Origin of the sequence: Streptococcus panodentis (genome assembly GCF_017884005.1) — a bacterium.
GTDB lineage: Bacteria > Bacillota > Bacilli > Lactobacillales > Streptococcaceae > Streptococcus > Streptococcus panodentis.
In genome coordinates, this window is record NZ_QFAY01000017.1 from 36,260 (window position 1) to 59,602 (window position 23,343).

At 48.8% G+C, this 23,343-nt stretch carries 21 protein-coding genes and 3 pseudogenes; 23 read left to right on the forward strand and 1 reads right to left on the reverse strand.

The window, feature by feature from the left end:
• Positions 1-1,078 precede the first annotated feature (1,078 nt).
• The 21 genes and pseudogenes from DHL47_RS08490 to DHL47_RS08585 all read left to right on the forward strand — a co-directional run bounded on the left by DHL47_RS08490 (position 1,079) and on the right by DHL47_RS08585 (position 20,122).
• A complete protein-coding gene (locus DHL47_RS08490; protein ID WP_209551562.1) occupies positions 1,079-2,842 on the forward strand; it encodes an ABC transporter ATP-binding protein/permease in 1,764 nt (587 codons plus the stop codon).
• On the forward strand, positions 2,832-4,499 hold the full coding sequence (locus tag DHL47_RS08495) for an amino acid ABC transporter ATP-binding/permease protein (RefSeq protein ID WP_209551563.1): 1,668 nt from the start codon (positions 2,832-2,834) through the stop codon (positions 4,497-4,499). Before DHL47_RS08490 ends, DHL47_RS08495 begins: the two co-directional genes overlap by 11 nt.
• Positions 4,499-5,092 (forward strand): MptD family putative ECF transporter S component, encoded by a 594-nt coding sequence (locus DHL47_RS08500; protein ID WP_128835463.1) that lies wholly within the window; start codon positions 4,499-4,501, stop codon positions 5,090-5,092. The genes DHL47_RS08495 and DHL47_RS08500 overlap by 1 nt, the downstream gene beginning before the upstream one ends.
• A complete protein-coding gene (locus tag DHL47_RS08505) occupies positions 5,089-5,769 on the forward strand; it encodes an energy-coupling factor transporter transmembrane component T (protein ID WP_128835465.1) in 681 nt (226 codons plus the stop codon). Before DHL47_RS08500 ends, DHL47_RS08505 begins: the two co-directional genes overlap by 4 nt.
• On the forward strand, positions 5,730-7,157 hold the full coding sequence (locus DHL47_RS08510) for an ABC transporter ATP-binding protein (RefSeq protein ID WP_209551564.1): 1,428 nt from the start codon (positions 5,730-5,732) through the stop codon (positions 7,155-7,157). Before DHL47_RS08505 ends, DHL47_RS08510 begins: the two co-directional genes overlap by 40 nt.
• 159 nt (positions 7,158-7,316) lie before the next feature.
• Positions 7,317-8,162, forward strand: coding sequence for an SAM hydrolase/SAM-dependent halogenase family protein (locus tag DHL47_RS08515; protein WP_128835469.1), 846 nt, complete (start codon positions 7,317-7,319; stop codon positions 8,160-8,162).
• A gap of 11 nt (positions 8,163-8,173) precedes the next feature.
• Complete coding sequence (locus DHL47_RS08520; protein WP_128835471.1) at positions 8,174-8,716, forward strand: ECF-type riboflavin transporter substrate-binding protein; 543 nt, start codon at positions 8,174-8,176, stop codon at positions 8,714-8,716.
• A 195-nt stretch (positions 8,717-8,911) separates the two neighbouring features.
• Positions 8,912-9,898, forward strand: coding sequence for an oxygen-dependent tRNA uridine(34) hydroxylase TrhO (trhO, locus tag DHL47_RS08525; RefSeq protein WP_209551565.1), 987 nt, complete (start codon positions 8,912-8,914; stop codon positions 9,896-9,898).
• Positions 9,899-10,138: 240 nt separating this feature from the next.
• Positions 10,139-10,942 (forward strand): helix-turn-helix transcriptional regulator, encoded by an 804-nt coding sequence (locus tag DHL47_RS08530; RefSeq protein WP_209551566.1) that lies wholly within the window; start codon positions 10,139-10,141, stop codon positions 10,940-10,942.
• A gap of 56 nt (positions 10,943-10,998) precedes the next feature.
• The gene (locus DHL47_RS08535; RefSeq protein ID WP_209551567.1) at positions 10,999-11,412 is read left to right on the forward strand and encodes a VOC family protein; all 414 of its coding nucleotides are present in this window, start codon (positions 10,999-11,001) and stop codon (positions 11,410-11,412) included.
• 9 nt (positions 11,413-11,421) lie between these two features.
• Positions 11,422-11,781, forward strand: a complete 360-nt coding sequence (locus tag DHL47_RS08540) for a TfoX/Sxy family protein (RefSeq protein ID WP_209551568.1) — start codon at positions 11,422-11,424, stop codon at positions 11,779-11,781.
• Positions 11,782-11,975: 194 nt separating this feature from the next.
• Positions 11,976-12,890, forward strand: coding sequence for a DUF4299 family protein (locus DHL47_RS08545; RefSeq protein ID WP_128835479.1), 915 nt, complete (start codon positions 11,976-11,978; stop codon positions 12,888-12,890).
• 306 nt (positions 12,891-13,196) lie between these two features.
• A complete protein-coding gene (locus DHL47_RS08550; protein ID WP_128835481.1) occupies positions 13,197-13,457 on the forward strand; it encodes a SemiSWEET family transporter in 261 nt (86 codons plus the stop codon).
• Between the two features lie 339 nt (positions 13,458-13,796).
• Positions 13,797-14,762 carry an amidohydrolase family protein gene (locus DHL47_RS08555; protein WP_209551569.1) on the forward strand — a complete coding sequence of 322 codons (966 nt, stop codon included), beginning with the start codon at positions 13,797-13,799 and terminating at the stop codon, positions 14,760-14,762.
• Entirely contained in the window at positions 14,716-15,372 is a 657-nt protein-coding gene (locus DHL47_RS08560; RefSeq protein WP_209551570.1) for a putative quinol monooxygenase, read from the forward strand. The genes DHL47_RS08555 and DHL47_RS08560 overlap by 47 nt, the downstream gene beginning before the upstream one ends.
• A 128-nt stretch (positions 15,373-15,500) precedes the next feature.
• Positions 15,501-16,262, forward strand: coding sequence for a nucleoside phosphorylase (locus DHL47_RS08565; protein WP_128835487.1), 762 nt, complete (start codon positions 15,501-15,503; stop codon positions 16,260-16,262).
• Positions 16,263-16,271: 9 nt separating this feature from the next.
• Positions 16,272-17,123, forward strand: a pseudogene (locus DHL47_RS13640) (ATP-binding cassette domain-containing protein); the annotation flags it as partial.
• A gap of 24 nt (positions 17,124-17,147) precedes the next feature.
• Positions 17,148-17,951, forward strand: a pseudogene (locus tag DHL47_RS13645) (energy-coupling factor ABC transporter ATP-binding protein); the annotation flags it as partial.
• On the forward strand, positions 17,944-18,780 hold the full coding sequence (locus tag DHL47_RS08575; protein WP_209551572.1) for an energy-coupling factor transporter transmembrane component T family protein: 837 nt from the start codon (positions 17,944-17,946) through the stop codon (positions 18,778-18,780). The pseudogene DHL47_RS13645 and the gene DHL47_RS08575, both read left to right, overlap by 8 nt.
• 18 nt (positions 18,781-18,798) lie before the next feature.
• Positions 18,799-19,254: pseudogene (locus DHL47_RS13570) on the forward strand (putative immunity protein).
• Between the two features lie 22 nt (positions 19,255-19,276).
• On the forward strand, positions 19,277-20,122 hold the full coding sequence (locus DHL47_RS08585; protein WP_420853840.1) for a CPBP family intramembrane glutamic endopeptidase: 846 nt from the start codon (positions 19,277-19,279) through the stop codon (positions 20,120-20,122).
• 225 nt (positions 20,123-20,347) lie between these two features.
• Here DHL47_RS08585 and rsmG read toward each other — a convergent pair whose 3' ends face one another.
• Positions 20,348-21,061 (reverse strand): 16S rRNA (guanine(527)-N(7))-methyltransferase RsmG, encoded by a 714-nt coding sequence (rsmG, locus tag DHL47_RS08590; RefSeq protein WP_209551574.1) that lies wholly within the window; start codon positions 21,059-21,061, stop codon positions 20,348-20,350.
• A 197-nt stretch (positions 21,062-21,258) separates the two neighbouring features.
• Here rsmG and DHL47_RS08595 point away from each other — a divergent pair, with 197 nt between their 5' ends.
• Positions 21,259-22,704 carry a DUF1310 family protein gene (locus DHL47_RS08595; RefSeq protein ID WP_420853841.1) on the forward strand — a complete coding sequence of 482 codons (1,446 nt, stop codon included), beginning with the start codon at positions 21,259-21,261 and terminating at the stop codon, positions 22,702-22,704.
• On the forward strand, positions 22,625-23,272 hold the full coding sequence (locus tag DHL47_RS08600) for a hypothetical protein (protein ID WP_245335590.1): 648 nt from the start codon (positions 22,625-22,627) through the stop codon (positions 23,270-23,272). Before DHL47_RS08595 ends, DHL47_RS08600 begins: the two co-directional genes overlap by 80 nt.
• Positions 23,273-23,343 lie beyond the last annotated feature (71 nt).

Consider the following 23,343-nt stretch of genomic DNA (forward strand, 5'->3'; position numbering starts at 1 on the left):
AAAACTGCGGCTTCCTTTTGGAAGTCTTTTTTATAGTTGCTGATACTCAAAGATAAACTAAATGACGATAAAGCCCTGCTTTTGTGGCTTTCTGTCAGAAGCACTAGTCACAACCTCAAATAGTTTCTTGGTCTATTTGAGCAGCTGCGGCAAGCTCTTTCGCGAGGCCAGTCACTTGTCTGCAGCCTTGTATAAATCCTCGTGGTTTGAGCACCAAGGGAGAAGCAGGACTGCCAAATCGTCTGAAAATTTAATTTACTTTCCCTCGGCAGAGTGATATAATGAATAAATATAGGAAATTGTCATCTGTGCAGTTCTGAAACCCTTTCTATTTTAATCCCGCATGTTTAAACTCACTGCCGCTAGCTCACTTTGTTTCAATAACTTATACCCAAAGTGAAGATGACAGGGGCGAAGAGCAAGGCCAACGGGCAATCAATCGTCTCCTTTACCTTACGAGGCCGGGACTGAAGAACTTTTGCCTCAGCCTCATTTTAAGCTGCAGATAAAGAGGCTGGGACAAGAGCCCCCAACTTCGTATCTTTCTATCGTTTGACGGCAAGACCCAGTGGTGGAAGAGCCTCTGCTGACTTTGGTCAATTAGGATCTCTCCTGCACAGTTCATTAGGCGCTTTGGCGCCAATCAACCACTGCTGAGCGGCTTGTCATTTCTTGGACCATCAGCCCTTACAAGCCGCTGCTTTGACAGTCAGCTTTGCTGGACTGTATTCACAAGCTCAGACCATCATTCCCTGCTTGTCTGAGCGGTGCGGAGATGGGTTGAAAATAAAACTGACAAAGTAAGTGTCAAAAACAGCCTGGGGTTAGGCTGTTTCAGGTCAGCAGCCAGAAATGAAGACTTGCTGATGAGATTGGAGCCTCTGTCTGACCGATTTTTGTTCCCCTCTCAACTTTCGTCAGGTCTGGGAGGCTGTTGCGGCTGGCGTTAGCCGTGACCGTCCGTGTCGCTGGGCTGTTGCGCCTCAAAGCAGAGCTTTTGAGCATCTTGCTGTCTGGATTTGGAATAGTTTGGTGCAGGAGCGCGGGAGCAGGCTAAAAAACTATATAAGGAGAGACAATGGCACAGGAGCGAGAGAAAATTTCACGGGCCAGAAAGAAAGAGCTGACAGCCCGCTTGAACGAGCAAATCAAGCCTAAAATAAAGCTGGTCTATCTATCAGCCTTTTTGTCTTGGATTCAGTTTCTTATGCGCATTGCAAGCTTTGCCCTGCTGGCTAAGCTGCTGTCAGACCTCTATGAAGGGCGGCCGGTCTTGCTCCTGTCGGCGGCCTTCTGGCTGCTGCTTTTTAATGGTTTAGGCTTTGGAGTTTCACTCTTAGCCAAGCAGTATCAGGGACTGGCTTCCCAATTTGCCCGAGACAGGCTGAAAGCTGCCTTTTTTCAGGCTTTCATAGATAAAGACGGCAGCTTTCAGGAGGGCCGGACAGCTGCGGACATCCTAACGGTCGCTTCGCAGGGCATTGACAGTCTGGATACCTATTATTCCTACTATCTGACTCTCCGTCTGCGGACCTATTTTAACTGTCTGACCGTTCTGCTTCTCGTTTTCCTGCTTTTTCCGCTGGGCGGCTTGATTTTTCTCCTGTCTCTGCCTTTGATACCGGTGTCTATCATGCTCATGCAGAAGCGTTCGCGCAGTATCATGAATCGCTATTGGACCTCTTATATGGATGTAGGCAATCTCTTTCTGGATGATTTGAAAGGCTTAAATACCCTTTATTCCTATCAGGCTGATGCCAAATATGAACAGGAATTTGCTCAGCAGGCAGAGGAGTTTCGGGATGCGACCATGGAGCTTTTAGGCTTTCAGCTGCAGTCTGTTGGTTACATGGATACAGTCATGTACTTGGGAATCGGCATCTCAGGTTTTGCGGCGGCTTCTATGCTGGGGTCCGGACAGCTGACACTCTTTACCCTGATTTATTTCGTCCTTATAGCGACGGAATTTTTCAGTCCGATTCGGGAAGCAGGCTATGGCATGCATCTGGTCATGATGAATACTAAAATGGCTGATCGGATTTTCAGTTTTTTGGATTCGGTCGATAGGCAGGCCGCAGCGGATAGGGAGACTCTGCCGGCATTTGATGAACTGAGGGCAGAGGATTTGACGGTTGCTTTTGACGGCCGGAACCTCTTTGAACATCTTTGTTTCAAGGTTCGGCGCGGTCAGGTCTTTGCCCTTGCTGGTGAAAGCGGCCGGGGGAAAACAAGGCTGGCGAAAGCGTTGCTGGGAAAAGCAGGTCTGCAGGAAGGTTCAGTCTTTTTGGGGTCAAAGGACATTGCAGGCCTGCCTCAAGCCGCCATTTACCAGCAAGTCCTGTATAGCTCCTCTGACAGTCAGCTCTTAAATGCCTCTATCTTAGAGAATCTGCAGTTGGCTGCAGACTGGTCCCGCACCGACTTGGAAGCGTGGCTGACTGCAAGGAAGCTGCTGACCTTTACCGATCAGCTGCCCCAAGGATTGGACACTCCGGTCGGTGAGAATGGCAGCTACCTGTCGCCGGGACAACGCCAGCAGATTATCTGTGTCCGGGCAATCTTGGCCCAGCGCTCGCTTTATATCTTTGATGAGATCACATCCAGCGTAGACAAGGAAAATGAAGCCGTTATTGACGAGCTGCTGGACTTGCTGGCTCAGGATGCTCTGGTGATTGAGATTACTCACAAGATGAAGCGGGTGGCCAAGGCGGGCCAAGTCCTGTTTATGGGCCGGCATGGCTTTGACTTGGGCAGTCCTGAGCGCCTGTACGAGGAAAATGAGGAATATCGCCGGCTGGCGGATACCCAGCAAGCTTTGGAGGGACTGACAGATGGAAACTAAGCAAACTTACTCAACCCGCCTGATTCTCTCCCGCCTTTTCAGACTGATGAGGCATTTGCTGCCTTTTATCGGACTGGCTGTCTTTTTTGCCCTTCTGGGCTTTGTAACCACGACAGCCATTCCCAGCCTTTTGATTCAGCTGGGCTTTACAGTTCTGGCCGGGCAGCCTCTGACAGTCTGGCCGCTGCTGTTTCTGATCAGCCTTGCGTTTGCTCGCGGTCTTTTCCGTTATGGAGAGCATTATTTCGGACATTTCGTGGCCTTTCATTCCTTGGCGGATCTGCGCAAACTGACCTTTGCTAAGCTGCGCCGTTTGGCACCGGCCAAATTAGACCGGCAGGACAGCGGCCGGCTGCTTAAAATAATAGCTGAGGATATTGAAGCACTGGAAGTCTTCTTCGCTCATACCATTGCCCCTGTCTGCACAGGAATTTTGTCAGCTCTTTTGATGGCCCTTGGTCTGGCGGTTCTGTCTCCCTGGCTTGCTCTGACAGCCTTGCTGGCCTATCTGTTGCTAGCAGCAGTTCTGCCCCGCTATTTTGCGAGACAGCTGCAGGCAGGGATGGAGGAGCAGCATCGGGTGCGCTCAGCTTATCTTTCTTTCTTTTTGGAAAGTCTGAAAGCGATGGGAGATTTGGCGCAGCTGGGCAAAACACAGGCGCGCTTTGCCCGTCTGACTGAGCAGAGTCAGGCAGTCAACCGTCTGGAACTGCAGACAGCTCAGAAGCAGTTTCTGCAGCAAGCTTGGAGCTTCTTGGTTTTGGGCCTTTCTCTGACGGTTTTTGCTTTGCTGGCCCTGCTTCAGGCGGAAAGAGGAGAGCTGGAAGTGCAGACGGCTGTTCTGGCTCTGGCCGCTTTTTCAAGCTCCTTTGCCCCTTTCTTAGAGTTGGGGCGTCTGCCTTTGGGCTTTAAGCGGGCCATGAATGCCGGCCGCAATGTTTTTGCCCTTTTGGATGAGGCCGAGCCTGAGCTGACAGGGAGTGAGCAGCCTGTTCTTCTGGATGATGTGCTGATTGAAAATCTGACCTTTGCCTATGAGGGGCGGGAGCGGTCCGTTTTTACAGACTTATCGGCTCGTTTTGATAAGGGAAAGATTATCGGCCTGCTTGGTGCCAGCGGCAGCGGCAAATCCACTCTGATGAAGCTCATCATGCGCTGGTATGATGCGCAGACAGGCCATATTTCCTTCAGTGGGAAAGATTCCAGAGACATCAGCCGCCAGCATCTGCAGGCTTTCTTTGCCTATGTTCCGCAGACTGCACAGCTCTTTCACCAAAGCTTGAGAGAAAATCTGCTCTTAGGCAGGACCGACATCAGTGATGCTGATATCTGGGAGCTGGCAGAAAGGTGCCGGCTGAAAGAGCGTTTGGAAAAACTGCCGCAGGGGCTGGACACGGTGATTGACGGGGAGGCGGATTTCTCAGCCGGAGAATGCCAGCGTCTGGAGCTGATGCGGGCTCTGCTCAAGGATGCGGACTGCTATATTTTTGATGAGCCAACCAGCAATCTGGATTCGCTTAACGAAGCGGCCTTTCTGGCGATTGTCAAGGAGGAATGCCGCGGCATGGTCTTTCTGATTTCCCACCGTCCGTCAACGGTGGCCTTGGCAGATGAAATTTATGAGTTAGAAGCTTCACATATAAAGAGGATAAAATAATGAACAAATTAAAAGTAAAAGATATTATGCTGACTGGGGCTTTTGCAGCTCTCTATTTTCTCTGTGTTGGATTGGGGACCTTTTCCAGCATTCTCTTTGACCGCTCAGGCAGTATGATGTATGCGCCTGCCTGCGCTGCAGTGCTGGGAGGAACGGTTTATATGCTTCTGCAGAGCAAGGTCAGGAAGTTTGGCGCTATTACCCTGCTGGGGCTGGTTATGGGAGCTTTCTTCCTTTTGTCCGGCCATTTCTTTGCTTCCTTTCTTCCGGGGATGATTTTCGGTCTCTTGGCCGACGCCATTGCCAAACAGGGAAACTATGAAAATAAGGTAATCAATCTCCTGTCTTTTGTCGTCTTTTCCTTTGTCAATTCAGGACCGATTATCCTTATGTGGCTGGCGCGTCAGACCTATATCAACAGCCTGCTGGCGCGCGGCAAGACGCAGGAATATATCGATCGGGTTATGCTGCCGGTAGAGGCTTCAACCGTTGTCTGGTTTGTCCTGACGGTCGTTGTGGGGGCGCTGATTGGCGGTCTTTTTGGCCAGTATCTGCTGAAAAAGCACTTTGTCAAAGCAGGGATGGTGTCATGAGTTTGGATGTCCGCAGCAAAGTTCTTTTAGTCCTCTTTGCCAATATGGCTTTCCTCTTCAGGGTTAAGGGCTGGCTGGAGCTGGCTCTGGTAGGGGGGATAGCCTTCATTATCTATCTGGTCGGCAGAAGGAAAATGGCCCTGCATTTTCTGGTCATTTTCGCCCTCTTCTGGCTGATTGATGCTGCCTTGCTGCATCTGCCGGCCGGTCAGTCTTTTCATGTGCTGACGACTTTTGCGGCTGCCGGCCGCTTTATGCTGCCTTCCATCATGGCTGGCGCTCTGCTGCTTGTGAGCTCCACGGCTTATGAGCTGGTTCACGGTCTCCGAAAATGGCGGCTGCCTGAAAGCCTGCTCTTAACCTTAGCTGTGATGATGCGCTTTCTGCCGGCTATCAAAGCAGATGCCAACACTATCAACCGCAGCCTGCGCCTGCGCGGTATTTTTCTCAGAAAGCGGGATATCCTCCTGCAGCCGCTGCGCTATTTTGAGTATCTGATAATCCCCCTCTTGATGTCGCTTTTGCGAACAGTGCAGGACCTGACCATTGCCTCCCTGACCAAAGGGCTGGCGCTGGGCCGCAAATCAACAGAAACCTTCGCTTCCAGATTTAGACTAGCAGATTGGAGTGTGTGTGCATGGATGTTAGGCATGATGTGCTGGATGATCAGCCGTTAATAGCGGCGGACTCACTGGCATTTTCTTATGACAATAGCAGAGCGGAAAGCCTGCAGATTGGGGACCTGCAGATTGCAGCAGGAGAGTTCCTTGTCCTCTGCGGTCCGAGCGGCAGCGGCAAGTCCAGCTTTCTGCGCCTGCTCAACGGCCTCATTCCGGACTATTATCATGGACAGCTGCGCGGACAGCTGCGCGTGGACAGTCTGGAAGCCGGTCAGAAGCCGGCTGAAGAGTTTTCATCCTCTGTCGCCTCCGTCTTTCAGAATCCAGCCAGTCAGTTCTTTCATAAAATCGTCAAGCATGAGCTGGTCCTGCCCTGTGAAAATCAGGGGAAACCTGCGAAGCAGATTCTGCAGCAGCTGGAGCAGCTGACCGCAGAGTTTTCGCTGTCCGGCTATTTGGAGCGGGAAATGCTCAGCCTGTCGGGCGGTGAAAAGCAGCGCATGGCCCTGCTGACCGCTATGATGCAGGATACACCGATTCTGGTCTTAGATGAGCCGACAGCCAATCTGGATCGTGGCGGAATCGAGCAGGTGGCCAGTCACTTGGCTGATTTGAAGGCTAAGGGCAAGACCATTATTGTAGCCGAGCATCGGCTGGACTATCTGCAGGATCTGGCAGACCGCTATCTTTACTTTGATCAGGGCCGGCTGCTGACAGATTATGGGCGGGAGGATTTTCTGGCCCTGTCGGATCAGGAGCGGCATGAGCGGAGCTTGCGCAGCCTGCACCTGCCGGCTTATCCAGCGGCAGCGGAAAAGACAGGGCCTGCTCTGCCATTTCCCGAAGAAAGTCTCAGTGTAAAAAATCTAAGACTGAAAGCCGGGAACCAGGATTTGGCCTCTATCGAAGAGGCCGTCTTTGGCCGGGGGCAAATCACAGCTCTGGTCGGTCCCAATGGTGCCGGCAAGTCGACTCTGGCAGCCTATCTGGCCGGACTTTTGGATGACAAAGAAGCCGTTTTCAGTTTTAAAGGGCAGGCCTTGTCAGCCCTTCAGCGTCTGCAGCAGACAGCCCTGGTCATGCAGGAGGTCCGCCTGCAGCTCTTTGCTGACAGTGTGGAAAAGGAGCTGCTGCTGGGGGTCAAGGAGGCAGTTGATGCGGATGCTTTGCTGGCAAGGTTGGATTTGCAGGATCTCAAGGACCGTCATCCCATGACCCTGTCCGGCGGTGAGCAGCAGCGGCTGGTTATTGCCAGCCAGCTCCTGTCCCAAAAGGACATCTTCATTTTTGATGAGCCCAGCTCAGGTCTGGACTATTTACAGATGCAGCATGTAGCCGGCTTGCTGCAGGAGCTGAAGAAGCAGGGCAAGGTGGTCGTTTTGATTTCTCATGATGAGGAACTGCTGGAACTGACAGCCGACAGGCTCTTTCATCTAGGAAAATAAAAAAGCATTTCTGGAGGGTATATCTTTCAGAAATGTTTTCTTATAAGAATTACCTATGACTGAAACTATAGCGAAAGCCCGCTATTTTTGGTAAGATTAGTAGACATGCGAAAATCTCAGGCAGCCCATGAATGCTGGCCTGAAAGGAGAAAAACAGTCATGAATAATTTGTTAGTGCTCCAGTCGGACTTCGGTCTGGTAGACGGAGCTGTTTCTGCTATGATCGGGGTGGCTTTGGAAGAATCACCGACCCTGAAAATCCATCATCTGACCCATGATATTACCCCTTATAATATCTTTGAGGGCAGCTACCGCCTTTTTCAGACGGTTAATTACTGGCCGGAGGGAACGACTTTTGTATCCGTCGTTGACCCCGGTGTCGGCTCCAAGCGCAAGAGCGTAGTCGCTAAGACCAGTCAGGGACAGTACATCGTCACTCCTGACAACGGCACCCTGTCTTTCATCAAGAAGCATGTAGGCATTGAGGCCATTCGGGAAATCTCTGAGGTGGAAAACCGCCGCAAGGACACCGAGCATTCCTATACTTTTCATGGCCGTGATGTTTACGCCTATACAGGTGCCAAGCTGGCCAGCGGCCATATCAGCTTTGAAGAAGTGGGACCGGAGCTGAGAGTAGAGGATATTGTTGAAATCCCGGTTGTGGAAACCACCATTGCTGACAGCTATGTCAGCGGAGCGATTGATATTCTGGATGTGCGCTTTGGCTCTCTCTGGACCTCCATTACCCGTGAAGAATTCTATACTCTGAGTCCGGAATTCGGCGATCGCTTTGAAGTGACCATTTATAACAATGATATGCTGGTCTATCAAAATCAAGTCACTTACGGCAAATCCTTTGCTGATGTCCGCATTGGTCAGCCGATTCTTTATATCAACTCCCTCTATCGGGTCGGTCTGGCCATCAACCAAGGTTCCTTTGCCAAGGCCTACAATGTCGGTGTCGGCGCCCAATGGCACATTGAAATCAAGCGAATTGAAAATTAAGGAAGAAGAGAATGAAAAATAATACAATCAGAAACGTAGTCGCAACAGGGATTGGAGCAGCCTTATTCGTGGTTGTTGGTATGATTAATATCCCAACGCCTGTGCCCAATACGAGCATCCAGCTCCAGTATCCTTTGCAAGCCCTTTTTAGCATTATCTTTGGCCCCATCGTCGGTTTTCTCATGGGCTTTATTGGCCATGCAGTTAAGGATGCTATGAGCGGAGGCGGACTTTGGTGGTTCTGGATTGCCGGCAGCGGGGTTTTTGGCCTATTAGTCGGCTTCTTCAGAAAATTTTTCCGAGTGGAAGACGGTAAATTTGAAGTGAAGGATATGATTCGCTTTAACCTGATCCAGTTTGGAGCCAATGCAGTCGCTTGGCTGATTGGTCCCATTGGGGATGTCATTGTATCAGGTGAGCCGGTCAATAAGGTCATTGCTCAAAGTATTGTAGCCATTCTGGTAAATTCTGCGACTGTAGCAATTATCGGAACGGTCTTGCTGACTGCCTATGCCCGTACCCGCACCCGCGCAGGAAGTCTCAAAAAAGATTGATTACATCAAAAAATGAAAGATTGGGAGAATTCCTGATCTTTTTTTGTAAAAAATAGCTAAAACTGTAAATTTTGAAGTTTGAATTCAATGCTATTTTTCAATCAAATAAATTGCCTCAGTTCTCCTCTAGCGTTATAATAAAGAGATGAATTAAAAATTCTGAAAATTTTATAGAGAAAAGAGAGTTGAAATCTTATGGCAAAAGATATTCGTGTCCTGCTTTACTACAAATATGTTCCCATTGAGAATGCTGAGAAATTTGCAGCTGATCATCTGGCCTTCTGTAAATCCATCGGTCTCAAGGGCCGTATCTTGGTGGCAGATGAGGGAATCAATGGAACGGTTTCTGGTGATTATGAAACCACTCAAAAATACATGGATTATGTGCACAGCCTTCCGGGCATGGAAGACCTTTGGTTCAAGATTGACCAAGAAAATGAGCAAGCTTTCAAGAAAATGTTTGTTCGCTACAAGAAAGAAATCGTGCACTTGGGCTTGGAAGACAATGATTTTGACAACGACATCAACCCATTGGAGACGACAGGAGCTTACCTGTCGCCTAAGGAATTTAAGGAGGCGCTGCTGGACGAAGACACTGTTGTCCTAGATACCCGCAACGACTATGAGTACGATCTGGGCCACTTCCGCGGAGCCATTCGTCCAGACATCCGCAACTTCCGTGAATTGCCGCAATGGGTCCGTGATAACAAAGAGAAGTTCATGGACAAGCGCGTGGTTGTTTACTGTACCGGCGGTGTCCGCTGTGAGAAATTCTCCGGCTGGATGGTGCGCGAAGGCTACAAGGATGTCGGCCAGCTCCATGGCGGTATCGCGACTTACGGAAAAGACCCAGAAGTTCAGGGTGAGCTGTGGGACGGCAAGATGTATGTCTTTGATGAGCGTATCTCGGTCGATATCAACCATGTTGATCCAGTTGTGATTGGGAAAGACTGGTTTGACGGTACTCCTTGCGAGCGCTATGTCAACTGTGGCAATCCAGAGTGTAACCGCCGCATCCTGACTTCAGAAGAAAATGAAGACAAGTACCTCCGTGGCTGTTCTCACGAATGCCGCGTTCACCCTCGCAACCGCTATGTGGCTGAAAACGGCTTGAGCAAAGCAGAAGTGATGGAGCGTTTGGCTGCGATTGGAGAAAGCTTGGAAACATTGGTGGCTCAGTAATCTCATAGTAAAGATCAAAAAACTTTAGACGATTCAAGCGTCTAAAGTTTTTTTCATCATTTATTTACAGATAAAAAGCTTGTTGGATAGGGATTTGGGAAAGCAGACTATTTACTCATGTTCTTGGGACATCTCGCGGAGTATTACTTGCTTTCTGGTTTTCTTTCCGCGGTTTTGATTTTTTGTCCTTTCTTTATGATGTGATATAATGAGCTTAATAAATGGGAAAGGAGCAAGTCTATGTCTAAAGCTATCATGGAAGAAGTGGCAGCCTATCTGCGTCAGCATGCAGCTCAAGAGCTGAGTCTGACCGATTTGGCTCAGCATTTCCATTATAGCCCTTCCCATCTATCCAGAACTTTTAAGAAAAAGATGGGCTTTTCTATCAAGCAATATGTGGAAGCTCTTAAGATGGAAAAAGGGATTCAGGAAATTGTGGAAGGCCGGCAAAATGTGACCGAGACCTCTATGGAAGCTGGTTATGATAGTCTAGGCAGTTTTTCTAATACTTTTAAGCGGCATACTGGACTTTCGCCTAAAAAATATTACCAGGAATCAACCAAGGCTTATGATTTTATGGTCAAACAGCTGGATGAGAAGGGAGCTTTGTTGCATCAGGATCCCGACTGTAAAAGTGGCAATCGCTTGACTGTGGCGCTATCTTATCCTGAGGGGTATGAACCACGCATTAGCTGTGTCGGGCTTTTTAAAACCCGCATTCCCAAAGAAGAGCCGGTTATCGGAGTAGCACTGAGTCAGGAGAGCCGGTTTATTTTTGAAAATGTTCCCGATGGTCGCTACTATCTTTTGGCCTGTGAGTTGCTGGAGGATTTACGCCTAACTAAAAACTATGTCTTGAAGCATAATTTTCGCTGGGGCAGCGATGAGCCTCTCACTTTTTCAGGCGATAGCATCTATCAGGAGGAAATCAGCATGCGCAGGCCCTTGCTCAGCGATCCACCTATTACAGTTAATCTTCCGGTTTTAATCATGCGTTCCCTAGCCAAACAAGCGCAATTGAGAATAAGAAAATTTTTATCCTAATTGATAAACTGATACTAGAGATTTATTCTCAGATATAAGAAATCGGAGGAACAATAATGAAATTAGATGTGTTTTTAAGTTTTAATGGTCAGGCCGAAGAAGCTTTTCGTTTTTATGCAGATCTTTTTCAGACAGAGATAAAGGGACTTGCCCGAGCCAGTGAGATGATAGATTCAGCTGACCTTCCTGCAGAAAAACGAGATAAGATTGCCTGGATTGCCTTAGATACGGAGAATCTGACACTCAATGGTGAGGATTTAGGCGTTTTAAACGACCTATCAATTCCTAGCAATCATCAGCCCAATCAATGGTTGGTTCTGAGCCCAGACAGTAGAGGAGAAGCTGATGAGCTCTTTGCTAAGCTTGCTGAAGGTGGGCAAATTCTCTATCCTTTAGAGGAACAAGCTTTCGCAGAGTTTTATGGCCGCTTGATTGACCGCTTTGGTATCGGCTGGGATGTGATGAAATGAGGTAGAAGGATGGCTTATAGTGAATCCTTAGCCCAGCAAGTCCGTACCATTTTAGTTACTGAACTTCCTCCTCATGTTTTTGAAGAAGAGGCAGCAGAGAAGAAGATGTTTGGTGGCTTGGCTTTTATGATCCGCGGTAAGATGACCGTTACTGTGAGTTCGAGAAGTCAAGAGCTTGTCATGGTCCGCATCGGTAAGGAACTGGAAAAGCAGGTTCTGCCTAAAAATGGTGCCAGTGTCACAGTGATGAAAGGCAGGCTTTATCATGGTTATATTGATTTAGATGGCGAAGGACAAAAGGAACTGTCTTACTGGATCAAGCTAGCCTTGTCTTACAATCAGGAGCTGACGCAGCAGGATAAAAAATAAGAAGTGCTCAGAAGGAGTTTTGCTTTCTTAGAAGTTTATTCATTGCCTTTTTATGAAGTTCAAATATATTGTTAGAATCTGTACTGATGAAGCTTCCGGTCGGAAAATCTCTTCATAGCTGCAGATTTTTTCGTCTTTTCACTCCAAAAATGTTATACTCATACTATAGACTTTTTTCGAGGAGGCTGTTTCGTATGAGTATTTCGTTTTACGTTCAAAATCGTAAGGGGCTCTTTGGCTATAAGGGAGTGGAAACACCCCTGTCTTTGGTATCAATGGTTGAGGGGCTGGAAACTTTTGGTCTGCAGGGCAGGCAGGGCTATCAGTCTCTGGAGCATCTGGGCCTTTTTTTGGCAGTCTACCAAGAGTCAGCCGGCCGCGGTTTTGAAATTGCCTATCTGAAAGAGCGGGAAACCTATCAGATTCGTCTCCTGACTCCTTCGACGGTGGGCGACTGGAAGGGGGCAATCCTCTTTCTGAGCCGCTTGGCCCAGAAAATGAAAAATGATATTGTTGATGAAGTCGGCAGGACCTATACGGCTGATGGTATTTTCAATCTCGATTTCGAAGCGGACATTCTTTATGGCCTGAGTCATCTCAAGGAGCTGGATGTGGCTATGCACTGCTTCCCCGGCTATGCCCATGATCTGTATTTGACCCATGAAAAGGCCTTGGAACTGCTGGAAGCAGACGATCCGGTGGAGGAATTTGGCAGGCTCTTGGCTGAGATGCAGCAGGTTCCCAGTTATTTTGCTAAGCCTAAATACTATCGAGACCAGTCCGGCGCTTATTTGGGCTCTTATGTTCTGACAGAGGGAGTGGATATAGTTATTCCGACGGACCCTGTTCCCGACAGTTATGCAGCTCAGGAAATCAACAGGACTTCCTCCTTCAAAGAGATAGACTGGAAGCTCAATATCGTCGTTGAGGATGCGTCCAGTCCCGAAGGGTACAAGTACCTGACAACGACTGATTTGAAAGACTTTTTAGCCCGTATCCCTGAGCAGCGCTATGTCTATCTGGATTCCAGTCAGATTCGCATTCAGCCGCTCAGCCGGCCGGAAATTGAGCAGATTTTAGCAGAACTTCCTGCAAAGAAAGGCCTCTAGTCTTCGATTTGACCGGCTGCATCCGCGCAGGCGGTGGGAGGCTGGAGATAAGGGGGACGGAGTTCCCGGCTTTTGTCAAGTCTGGGAGACTGTGAGAGCTTGCAGATGAAGAAACGGAGGTTTCGTCAAAGGGAGTGCTGCTGTCTTTCATTGCCCGGACTGAGCTGCCCTGTTTTTTGTCTGAACTCAGGTTTTCTCACAATTTTGTGATAGATTGCGTTTTTGTAACATTTTTGAAAAAAACTTGAAAATTCCGAGAAAGAAGCATAAAATAGAGGACAGTTTTATATAGAAAAGGAAGTTTTGATGAAAGAAAAACACATGTTAATTTTGGGTTGGGTAGCTACTTTTATGTCAGTAATGATGTATGTTTCCTATATTCCGCAGATTGTAAACAATTTGGCCGGAAATAAAGGGGACTTTATCCAGCCATCTGTGGCAGCCCTTAACTGCACTCTCTGGGTGATTTACGGACTGTTCAAAGAAAAACGCGATATTCCTTTGGCTGCGGCTAATATGCCGGGCATTGTTTTTGGCCTCATTACAGCCGTGACGGCCTTGCTATAAATCAGCTGCGTCTTCTGGCTGCCTGCCGCACTTCTGAGATTGGGAATGTTCCAGTCTCTTTTTTTGAAGAAAAAATGGCAGAGCAGTGGTATACTATAACTAGCAACCTCGTACTCTATGAAAATCGAAGCTGACACTTTCTTACAGAAGCTCTGTCCGCAACGAAGTCTCTTTGATGGAGCCAAGATGACACAAACTGCCTTAGCTGAAGCTGCACCGGTTTGCGGCAGTTTTTGCTCCATCGCCTAAGCCCATGAGACGATTTATCGCCCCTTGACTTTACGCTTATCCCCTGTTATCTTCGATTTTCTTTGAATATCAAATAAGAAAAGGTGAAAAATGACTAGAAAAATTGATGTTTTTGCTCATGTTCTGCTGCCGGATTTCTACCAGCAGATGCTGCAGATTGAGCCCAAGCTGCCGGCACTCTTTCCTTTTATCCGGCATCCTCATCTCAGCGATTTGGAGCTGCGGCGCAGCTTTTGGGACGGACAGACCCAGCAGATAATCTCCTATGTCAACATCAATCCGGAGGACTATGTCAGTCCGGAGACGGCTGCAGTTCTCTGCCGGCAGGCCAACGCAGAGCTGACGCGGACCGTTGAGGAGAATGCGGATATCTTTGCAGCTGGGGTGGCGATGATTCCCATGAGTCATCTGGAAGCGGCAGTTAAAATCCTGCAGGAGACAGCTGAAAATCCTTACTTGGCTGGAGTTCAGCTTTTTACGCGGGCTCTGGGCAGGTCCATTGCCGACCCGGGATTTCATGTCATTTTTGAGGCCTGTGCCCGCTTGGGGCTGCCCATCTGGCTGCACCCAATTTTTGATGAGCGCAAGCCGGATAATAACATGGTCTTCTCTTGGGAGTATGAGCTGAGTCAGGCTATGCTGCAGATTGTCGAGGCTGGTCTTTTTCAGGAATTTCCCCAGCTGAAAATCATCGTCCACCATGCAGGAGCCATGGCGCCTTTCTTTGCAGAACGCATCCGCCATATATTGCCGTCTAAGCAAACGGAGGATTTTCGTAAATTTTACGTCGATACAGCTATTTTAGGCAACCCTAAAGCTTTGGAATTGACGATAGATTATTTTGGAGTTGATCATGTCCTTTTTGGAACGGATGCACCCTTGGGCATTGCACCCAGCGGTGCAACCGCCGCTATTTTGGCGGCTATAGACAGTCTGCCCCTGGCTGACAGTGAGCGGCAGCAGGTGCTGGCCGGCAATGCAGAACGTTTAATAGTAAAGGAGCAGCGCGATGAAACCCGTCATCCATCTTTTCCGTCTGACTGTAGCAGCAGATAATAGAGAAGCTTTCCGGCAAATCGGTGTCCGGAATCTGACGATTTCCCAGAAGAATGAAAGCGGGACCTTGGCCATGTATGCCAGTCCTGTCAAGGGGCAGCAGGAGACCAGCTATGTCTTTGAAGCTTATGCCAGTGAGGAGGCTTATCAGATCCACCGGCAGTCGCCGCAGTTTCAGGATTTTGCGGCTCAGGGCGGGCCGCTTCTGACGGAGCGCGTGGCTTATGAGGCGGAGCCCCTCTTTTTGCAGGAGAAGCTGCCGAGCGGCCAATGGCTCCAGGCGGATGACTTTTATCTCAAATTCGCGCAGGTGGAGACCGAACCCTGCCGTGCCGTTGACTTTGAAGGCCATGTTTTGCATGAAATGCAGCAGTCCATGGACAAGGAGCCGGGTGTTTTGGCCATGTATGCCATGAGAGATGCGGACAGGAGCAGCCGTTTCTATTTCTTTGAAGTCTATGCCAGCGAAGCGGCTTATCTGAGCCACCGCCAAAGTCCGCACTTTCAGCACTATATCACGGAGACGGCGGCTATCGTCAAGGACAAGCTTTTGCTCGATCTGCACAATGGCACTGCCATTAGCAAAGGCGCCTTGCGTTATAAGATTTGACTATAGATAAAGCTAAACAGAAACTATGACGGTCGGGCCCGAAGCCCGGCCTTTTTGTGATACAATAGTAGTTTAGATGGAACCAAAACAAGATGTGCCAGAGACTGCAGAGGCAAGGGAGGAAGCACTTGATACTTGAAGAATTTGACCAGAATCCGAAGGCCATTATCAATCCCGAGGATCTCATTGAGCCAATAGCTAATTTTCCGGAAACAGCCCTGTCCTGCTTTGCCAGAGCGACCTTTGAGCGCCTGCTGGCTGATTTTGACCATGAAGTGCTGACCAGCACCAGCATGGCCAATATAGACATCCCGATTTATCGGATTTGGGTGGAGGGCAAGGCTTTGGCTCTTTTCAATGCCCCGGTTGGGGCTGCGGCCTGTGTCGCAATTTTGGAAGACTTGATTGCCTTTGGCATGAAAAAGCTGGTCCTCTTTGGCACCTGCGGTGTCCTGGATGAGGATATTGCTGCTGCTTCCATTATCCTGCCGACAGCAGCTATTCGCGACGAGGGGACCAGCTACCATTACCAGCCGGCCAGTCCTGAGCTGGAGGTTAATGTCGGACTGAAAGACTTTCTGACAGCTTTTCTGGACGAGCGGGGAATTTCCCACTGTCAGGGCAAGGTCTGGACGACCGACGGCATTTACCGGGAAACGGTCGGAAAGATGGCCAAGCGCAAGGCAGCTGGGGCTGTCTGTGTTGATATGGAATGCTCGGCTGTCGCTGCTCTGGCGGCTTTCAGAAACATCAAAGTCTGCCACTTTTTTTATGCGGCTGACCACTTGTCTGAGGAAGCTTGGGATATGCGCAATCTGGCCAACCACGCTGACCTCGATGAAAAGGATAAGATTGCCAATTTAGCGGTTCAAATCGCTCTGGCGGTATAGGAAAATAAAATGAAAAAAGCAATCATTCAATTTGAAGACTTTTCTTTTCAGTATCAGGCTCAGTCCGAGCCTACTCTGAAACAGATCAATCTGACTATTTATGAAGGGGAGAAAGTCCTGATTGTCGGGCCGTCCGGTTCGGGCAAGTCCACTCTGGGTCAGTGTCTGAATGGCATTATCCCCCATATCTATAAAGGGCAGGCCGGCGGTCAGTTCCTGATTGAGGGACAGGAAGCTTTTGCTGCTAGTATCTATGACAAGTCCAACCTGGTCAGCACGGTCCTGCAGGATACAGACGGCCAGTTTATCGGCCTCAGTGTGGCTGAGGATCTGGCTTTTGCTCTGGAAAATGACATGGTAGAGCTTGGAGCCATGAAGGACAGGGTTCAGACCTGGGCTGCGAAACTGGATCTGCAGACACTCTTGCAGCATCGGCCGCAGGACTTGTCAGGGGGGCAGAAGCAGCGGGTCAGTCTGGCTGGTGTGCTCATTGACGAAAGTCCGATTTTGCTCTTTGATGAGCCCTTGGCCAATCTGGATCCCAAGTCCGGTCAGGATACCATTGATCTCATCGACCAGATCCATGCAGAAGCAGGAACGACGACAATCATCATCGAGCACCGCTTAGAGGATGTCCTCTATCGGCCGGTGGATCGGATCGTCCTCATCAATGACGGGCAGCTTCTCTTTAACGGCCGGCCGGATGACCTGCTGCAGACGCAGCTGCTGGCTGACAATGGGATTCGGGAGCCGCTTTATATCACGACCCTGCGCCAGCTGGGCTTTGATGTGGAAAAGGCTGCGCACCTGTCCAGTATAGAGCAGCTGCAGCTGGAAGCTTTTGAGCAGCCGCAGCAAGTGATAGCTGCTCCAAATCCGCTTCAGCCTGAAGAGCTGATGAGGCTGGAAGCTGTCTGCTTCGCCTACAGCGACCGCCCGGTGCTGCAGGATATTAACCTGAGCATCCCCAAGGGCCAGCGGCTGGCCATTGTTGGTAAAAACGGTGCCGGCAAATCTACCCTGGCCAAGGCTCTCTGTCAGTTTATTGAGACCGAGGGCCGCTGTAGCTGGCAGGGGCAGGACATCAAAGGGGATTCGATCAAGGAGAGGGCTGAACGGATTGGCTATGTCCTGCAGAATCCCAATCAAATGATTTCGACGACCATGATTGTTGATGAAGTGGCGCTGGGGCTGCGGCTGCGCGGCGTTGCTGAGCCGGAGATTGAGGAGCGGGTCCATGCGGCTCTCAGGACCTGCGGTCTGTACGAATTTCGCAACTGGCCCATTGCTGCCCTGTCCTTTGGTCAGAAGAAGCGGGTGACTATTGCCTCTATTTTGGTGCTGAATCCGGAGATTATCCTGCTAGATGAGCCGACGGCGGGGCAGGACCAGCGGCATTACACGGAAATTATGGAATTCCTGAATGAGCTTCATCAGCAGGGGCATACCATTATCATGATTACCCATGATATGCAGCTCATGCTGGACTATTCTGATCGGGCGATTGTCGTGGCAGATGGGCAGATATTGGCAGATAAGCCGCCAGCTGAGGTACTGACGGATCAAGCGCTGATTCAGGCAGCCAATCTCAAGGAAACCTCGATTTTTGCTTTAGCCCAGAAAATCGGCGCAGATCCTTTGGCTCTGACTCAATTCTATATGCAGCACAAGGAGGACAGCCATGCTTAATCAACAGAAGTTAATCGGCTATCATGCAGGGACGACCTTTCTGCACCGTCTGTCAGGTGCCAGCAAGCTGATCTTTTTTCTGGTCGTTTCGGTGGCGGCTATGGTGAGCTATGATACGCGTTTTTTGCTCTTTATTGCGCTGGCCTCGCTGGCTCTCTTTCGGCTGTCTCATATCCGGCTCAGGGATATTTCCTTTGTCCTGGCTTTTGCTGGAGCTTTTGCGGCTCTGAATATCCTCATGGTCTATCTCTTTGCTCCTCAGTATGCGGTGGAAATTTACGGGGCAAAAGATGTCCTGTGGACAGGCTTTGGTGCCTACAATCTGACCAGTCAGGAGCTCTTTTATCTTTTGAATCTGCTGCTCAAATATTTCTCTACCATTCCGCTGGCGCTTATTTTTCTGATGACTACCCAGCCCAGCCAGTTTGCCTCCAGCCTCAATCAAATCGGTATTTCCTATAAAATCGCCTATGCGGTCAGTCTGACCCTGCGGTATATCCCGGATTTGCAGGAGGAGTTTTACCTGATTAAGATGTCGCAGGAAGCGCGCGGTCTGGAGCTTTCCAAGAAAGCCAAGCTGGCTCAGCGGGTCAAGGGCAATCTGCAGATTATCACTCCCCTGATTTTCAGTTCGCTGGAGCGGATCAATACCATTGCGACAGCCATGGAGCTGCGCCGTTTCGGCAAAAATAAAAAGCGCACCTGGTACACTTATCAGGCTTTCGGCAAGCTGGATTTTCTGGTCATGGCTCTGGCAGCGGCTCTCTTCCTGCTGAGCCTGTCTCTCTTCGCCGTCAATCAGGGACGGTTTTACAATCCCTGGGCCTAGAATAAGGGAGGAAAGACTATGGATAGTTACGCTTATCAAAAACCCTTGGGAAAGATTGAGGATCTTCCAGAGTTGAAGTCAGCCTTTATCGAAATTGATGAGCAGAAGACACATGAGGATATAGTTAGATTTTGCAGGATGTATGCTGACCACCTCTCTGAATTGACGGGCTTCTCCTTTACAGAAGAGATGTATCAGGGATTTGCAGCTATGGATGATTGGCTAGCTGGAAAGACCAATTATCATGCTGCGAGAAACAAGAGCTTTGAGGTCGGTCGTTTGGCAAAATAGGGAAAAAATCCAGTAAAGGTTAAATTTTATAGGACAATGGCGCAGATTTTAGCCAGCCCACATGTAAAATACCATGGGCTGTGGGCAGCAGATGTTGCCATTACATTGGTTAATAAGCTCTATCCAGGAAATCTTGAGAAAGTCAGAAAAGAAAGAATGAAGCAGATTGAGTTGTTAGAATAAGTGCAATCAAAGAAAGGAAGCTGTGATGCAGGAATTAAGAAAACATAATTTAACGGGAATTTTACTGATTTACATGGCCTGTTTCTCGTTTCGGATTGCGGAATACTTATTTTTAAGAACCGATCAGACCATTCTGGGCGAAGCCTTTGTTCATAAGCTGTTAGGACTTGGTTTCATGCTGGCAGCCCTTTATGTATACAGATTAAAGCTTGAACAGATTGGCTTTCAGAAAGAAGGTTTTATCCGCAATACGCTTATCGGCTTTATCTGGGGGCTGATCGCCTTTGCCTTGGCTTACCTGCTGGAAATGGCAGTGCTGATTAGCCAAGGCGGTTTTCGGGGGCTTGATTTTTATGTCTCTGCCTACTCCGTCAGCGGTAATATCGGCCAGCACAGAGAAATGATCTTCGTTTTGCTCTGTCTTGCAGGCAATCTGATCAATGTCCTTATGGAGGAAGGAATTTTCCGCGGTCTCTTTCAAAAACTTTTTGAACGGAAACACAGCTTTATGACAGCAGCAGTCTGCTCCAATATCCTTTTTGGACTTTGGCATATCATGGCACCGCTCAGGAGTCTTCTGGATGGGGAAATGAGCCTGACCGGTTTTTGGTTTAACAGCCTGATTTTGGTTGTGACCAGCTTTCTTATCGGTTTCCAATTTTCTCTGATGACCAAGCTGACAGGCAGTCTTTATATGGGGATGGCTGCGCATTTTGTCAATAACACGGTGGTTAATCTCTTTCATGTGCTGTCAAAAAACGGAGCCGACCAGCTGTTGACCGTTCGCATTAGCATAGCCCAGACCCTATCCCTTCTTGCTCTCTTGATTTACTACCGTCGTTTAGTTTATCTTTTATTGCGTCGTTAACTCGCCTTGCCGTACCTCAGTACAGCCTGCGGCTCGTTGCCTAGTATCGTCCTTTAGTTTATCTTTTATTACTTTGTTAGCTCGCCTTGCCGTACGCCAGTACTGTCTGCGGCTCGCTGCCTCGTACTAAAAGCAAACTAAAAGACTATACTAAAAGTAAACTAAAAGGCTATACCACCTACTAAAGAGAAAAAGCAGGCAATCTTGAATTGCTTGCTTTTTCAGTTATAGAGGCCGTTTAGTGGGCAGGCCGGCTTTACGGGGGTACTTATTAGGTGTTTCTTTCTTCTTCTCAACCACTGTGATAAAGCGAGGATCGCCGTTAGGCAGGGCATAGCTGCGGTTGTCCTCGACCTTGCTGAAGAGAAGGCTGAGGGCATTTTTGGCTTCTTCTAGCTCTTCTGGGGCGTTGGAAGCCTTGAGAGCCAGAAGCTTGCCGCCGACCTTGAGGTAGGGAATGGTCAGCTCAGCCAGTACCTGCATGCGGGCAACAGCCCGTGCCGTCACGATGTCAAACTGGGCCCGGAAGGCCTTGTCTTGGGCAAAGTCTTCTGCACGGCCGTGGTAGAAGTGCACCTGCTCCAGACCGAGCTCCTCTGCCAGAAGTTTAAGAAAGTTAATCCGTTTATTGAGTGAGTCGATGATGGTCACGTCCAGCTGGGGACAGAGGATTTTCATGGGCAGGCTGGGAAAGCCAGCTCCGGCTCCGATGTCCAGCAGTTTCAGCCCGCGATTTTCAATCAGCCCCTGCAGAACAGGCGCAATCGAATCATAGAAATGCTTGAGATAGACTTCCTTTTTCTCTGTAATAGCCGTCAGATTGATCTTTTCATTCCAAGCGACCAGAAGTTCAAAATAGCGCTCAAACTGGGCTTTTTGATGGTTGGTCAGCTCAATCCCTTGCTGGCTTAAAATCTGGTAAAATTCTTGCGGTGTCATAGGCTGTCCTTATTTCTGAGTAGTGGTTCTATTATACCATAAAAAGCGGGTCAGAAACAGGGCTCAAAGATTTTATCTTGGCAGGAAAAAGCTCCTGTCTGGCAAGCAAATAAAGGACAGGGAAACGGTTTTTTTATGCTATAATCAATTTAATATGAAAAGGGTTTTATATATTATCGGAGCGATGCTCCTGCTGGCTGCTGTTTTCCCCTCAGCAGAAGCAGTCAGATTTAGTGAAAATGGTCACGGATAAAGACCTGGCCTTTCTTTATGAGGATAAACTGGCTGAGTTTGACCTGCTGGCTTTGACCAAGCCGGCCGTTATTCAGTCCTATGAGATAGACCGAACTTCTGTTTCTGAGGAAGAGGGCAAAATCTCTCTGGCCTTGCTGGTCAACCGCTCTGCGGATTTAAAGCTGAATGTCACCTTGGAAAAGGACAAAGACGGTGATTTGGCCCTTACTTCTGCACAAGCTTCCAAGGCTTTGAAGAAGCGGCTGCAGCAGGAAGATTATAGCAAGGCTTTAGAAAAACTGCGGCAGCGAGCTGAAGCTATTGTCAGCAGAGATAAGTGGGATGCAGCCGTCAAAACGGCTTATTATGAGCGGGTCCGTGACAAGATGAAGCAGTCCTCCCTGCAGGATTTGCCGGCGAAGATGGCAGAGCTGGATCAGGAAAGTCAGGAAATCGGTTCGCCCCTCTACACGGCCTTTTTTATTCAGTCTGATTTGACCGGCCGGGAAAAATTAGCGCTGGTGCTGGACCACATGAAAGCGGAGATTGACCAGCATCATTTTCTGCAGATGAAGGGCGGTTACAAATTTTCCAAAAGCCTCAAGCCGACCAGTGATTTTTACAGTTTTTTCCGCAGGGAGATCATTGAAAGCTACACCGGCAAGGAAGGTTTAAAAGCAGACGAGCTAGGGGAAAAACTGCATTTATTCCGATCGCATATTGACAAGCAGGCCATCGACTATATTCGGGAAAATTATCAGGGAAAGACAGACTTTGATAAGCTGCTGGCTTATACCAGAGAAGAGAAGGTCAAGGTCGATTATACGACCGGGGCTGTCTTTCACAACCGCACCATGACAGAATTTGGCTATACCCAGAATATGAAAGTGCAGGTTCCGCAGGCGAATGTCAGTGGGGACTATGGTGTCAACAACGCCCGTTTCATTGAGTTTATTGTCAATATCGAGAGTGGGAAGTTTGTATCAGAATGGAATGTTTACCGGCAGCTGGAGGATGGCAGCTATGATTCGGATCCGGATCATTATGCTGTTGAGGAAGGCGGCGATGCAGCCAATACCGAATCTGCCAACTACGGTCTGTCTAAAGGCCTGAATTCTGATGTCCCAGCCTACCTGGCCCGAACCCACAGTTATCTGGATGTCAGTCATCCGCCGGATACAGACATTCGCCGCAAGATGACCAAGAAATGGCGGCCGGCTGTGCTGCTGAATAAAGGCGGGCGCTATGCGGATATTGTAAAAAAAGGAGGATATAGCGATTTTGAAAGATGGAGAGAAATTGAAGATGACGATCGGCTGGAAGCCTATAATGATTACATTGCTTCTGCTGATGTCGGGGACGGCTTTGATCGTTTTTATCAGCAATCAAACCAGCCCCAGTCAAACTGACAAAACCCTCTACCAAGTGCTGGAAGGGCAGCGTTTCTTTCATGTAACGGACGCATATGCCAAGAAACTGTATGGCTCCGATGCCGGTATGTCTTTTGATCTGAAGCATCAGGCCCTTTTCGGATCTGACATTGCAATCAAAGACAAGCAGCTTTTTGGCAATCAGCTGGACGATTTGACGGTTGAGGAATACTATAACAGCGAAGTGAATTACTCTCTGGAAGCCACTAAGGAAATTGCTTTTGATAAGGCAGCCATTCAGAGAGAGGGCTATCAGCAGCCCCTGGAGCTGAAAGAAGTCTGGAAGCATCTGAAAAAGACTGACAGCGCCTGCTATATTCTGGATGATTTTCAGCAGTCCAGTCTCCTTAAGCTGCGTATCAGCTACAATAAGAAATTTCTCCCTGTTAAGATAGAAGGTTTTTATAAGAGTGAGGATGAAAAAGGCTGGGTTGATCTTTTTTACATCAATTACCCTTATAAAAATCAGCAGGATTTCAATCAACAGCTGGATGCCTATATCAGCAGTCTGCCGGCAGTTTCGGAAGAGGAAGCAGAGGACGACTAGTTTAGGCAAGCGGCTGAAAATACAATCAAACGAGCAGAAGCTTAGTGATGCGGCTGCCCGTTTTTTTATAC

Coding starts and splice junctions, on each gene's coding strand:
- DHL47_RS08560 (WP_209551570.1), top strand. CDS start 14,716: ATGAAACCCGTCATCCATCTTTTCCGTCTGACTGTAGCAGCAGATAAT.
- trhO (WP_209551565.1), top strand. CDS start 8,912: ATGGCAAAAGATATTCGTGTCCTGCTTTACTACAAATATGTTCCCATT.
- DHL47_RS08520 (WP_128835471.1), top strand. CDS start 8,174: ATGAAAAATAATACAATCAGAAACGTAGTCGCAACAGGGATTGGAGCA.
- DHL47_RS08550 (WP_128835481.1), top strand. CDS start 13,197: ATGAAAGAAAAACACATGTTAATTTTGGGTTGGGTAGCTACTTTTATG.
- DHL47_RS08505 (WP_128835465.1), top strand. CDS start 5,089: ATGAGTTTGGATGTCCGCAGCAAAGTTCTTTTAGTCCTCTTTGCCAAT.
- DHL47_RS08495 (WP_209551563.1), top strand. CDS start 2,832: ATGGAAACTAAGCAAACTTACTCAACCCGCCTGATTCTCTCCCGCCTT.
- DHL47_RS08530 (WP_209551566.1), top strand. CDS start 10,139: ATGTCTAAAGCTATCATGGAAGAAGTGGCAGCCTATCTGCGTCAGCAT.
- DHL47_RS08490 (WP_209551562.1), top strand. CDS start 1,079: ATGGCACAGGAGCGAGAGAAAATTTCACGGGCCAGAAAGAAAGAGCTG.
- DHL47_RS08555 (WP_209551569.1), top strand. CDS start 13,797: ATGACTAGAAAAATTGATGTTTTTGCTCATGTTCTGCTGCCGGATTTC.
- DHL47_RS08575 (WP_209551572.1), top strand. CDS start 17,944: ATGCTTAATCAACAGAAGTTAATCGGCTATCATGCAGGGACGACCTTT.
- DHL47_RS08500 (WP_128835463.1), top strand. CDS start 4,499: ATGAACAAATTAAAAGTAAAAGATATTATGCTGACTGGGGCTTTTGCA.
- rsmG (WP_209551574.1), bottom strand. CDS start 21,061: ATGACACCGCAAGAATTTTACCAGATTTTAAGCCAGCAAGGGATTGAG.
- DHL47_RS08515 (WP_128835469.1), top strand. CDS start 7,317: ATGAATAATTTGTTAGTGCTCCAGTCGGACTTCGGTCTGGTAGACGGA.
- DHL47_RS08510 (WP_209551564.1), top strand. CDS start 5,730: ATGGATGTTAGGCATGATGTGCTGGATGATCAGCCGTTAATAGCGGCG.
- DHL47_RS08545 (WP_128835479.1), top strand. CDS start 11,976: ATGAGTATTTCGTTTTACGTTCAAAATCGTAAGGGGCTCTTTGGCTAT.
- DHL47_RS08540 (WP_209551568.1), top strand. CDS start 11,422: ATGGCTTATAGTGAATCCTTAGCCCAGCAAGTCCGTACCATTTTAGTT.
- DHL47_RS08535 (WP_209551567.1), top strand. CDS start 10,999: ATGAAATTAGATGTGTTTTTAAGTTTTAATGGTCAGGCCGAAGAAGCT.
- DHL47_RS08600 (WP_245335590.1), top strand. CDS start 22,625: ATGATTACATTGCTTCTGCTGATGTCGGGGACGGCTTTGATCGTTTTT.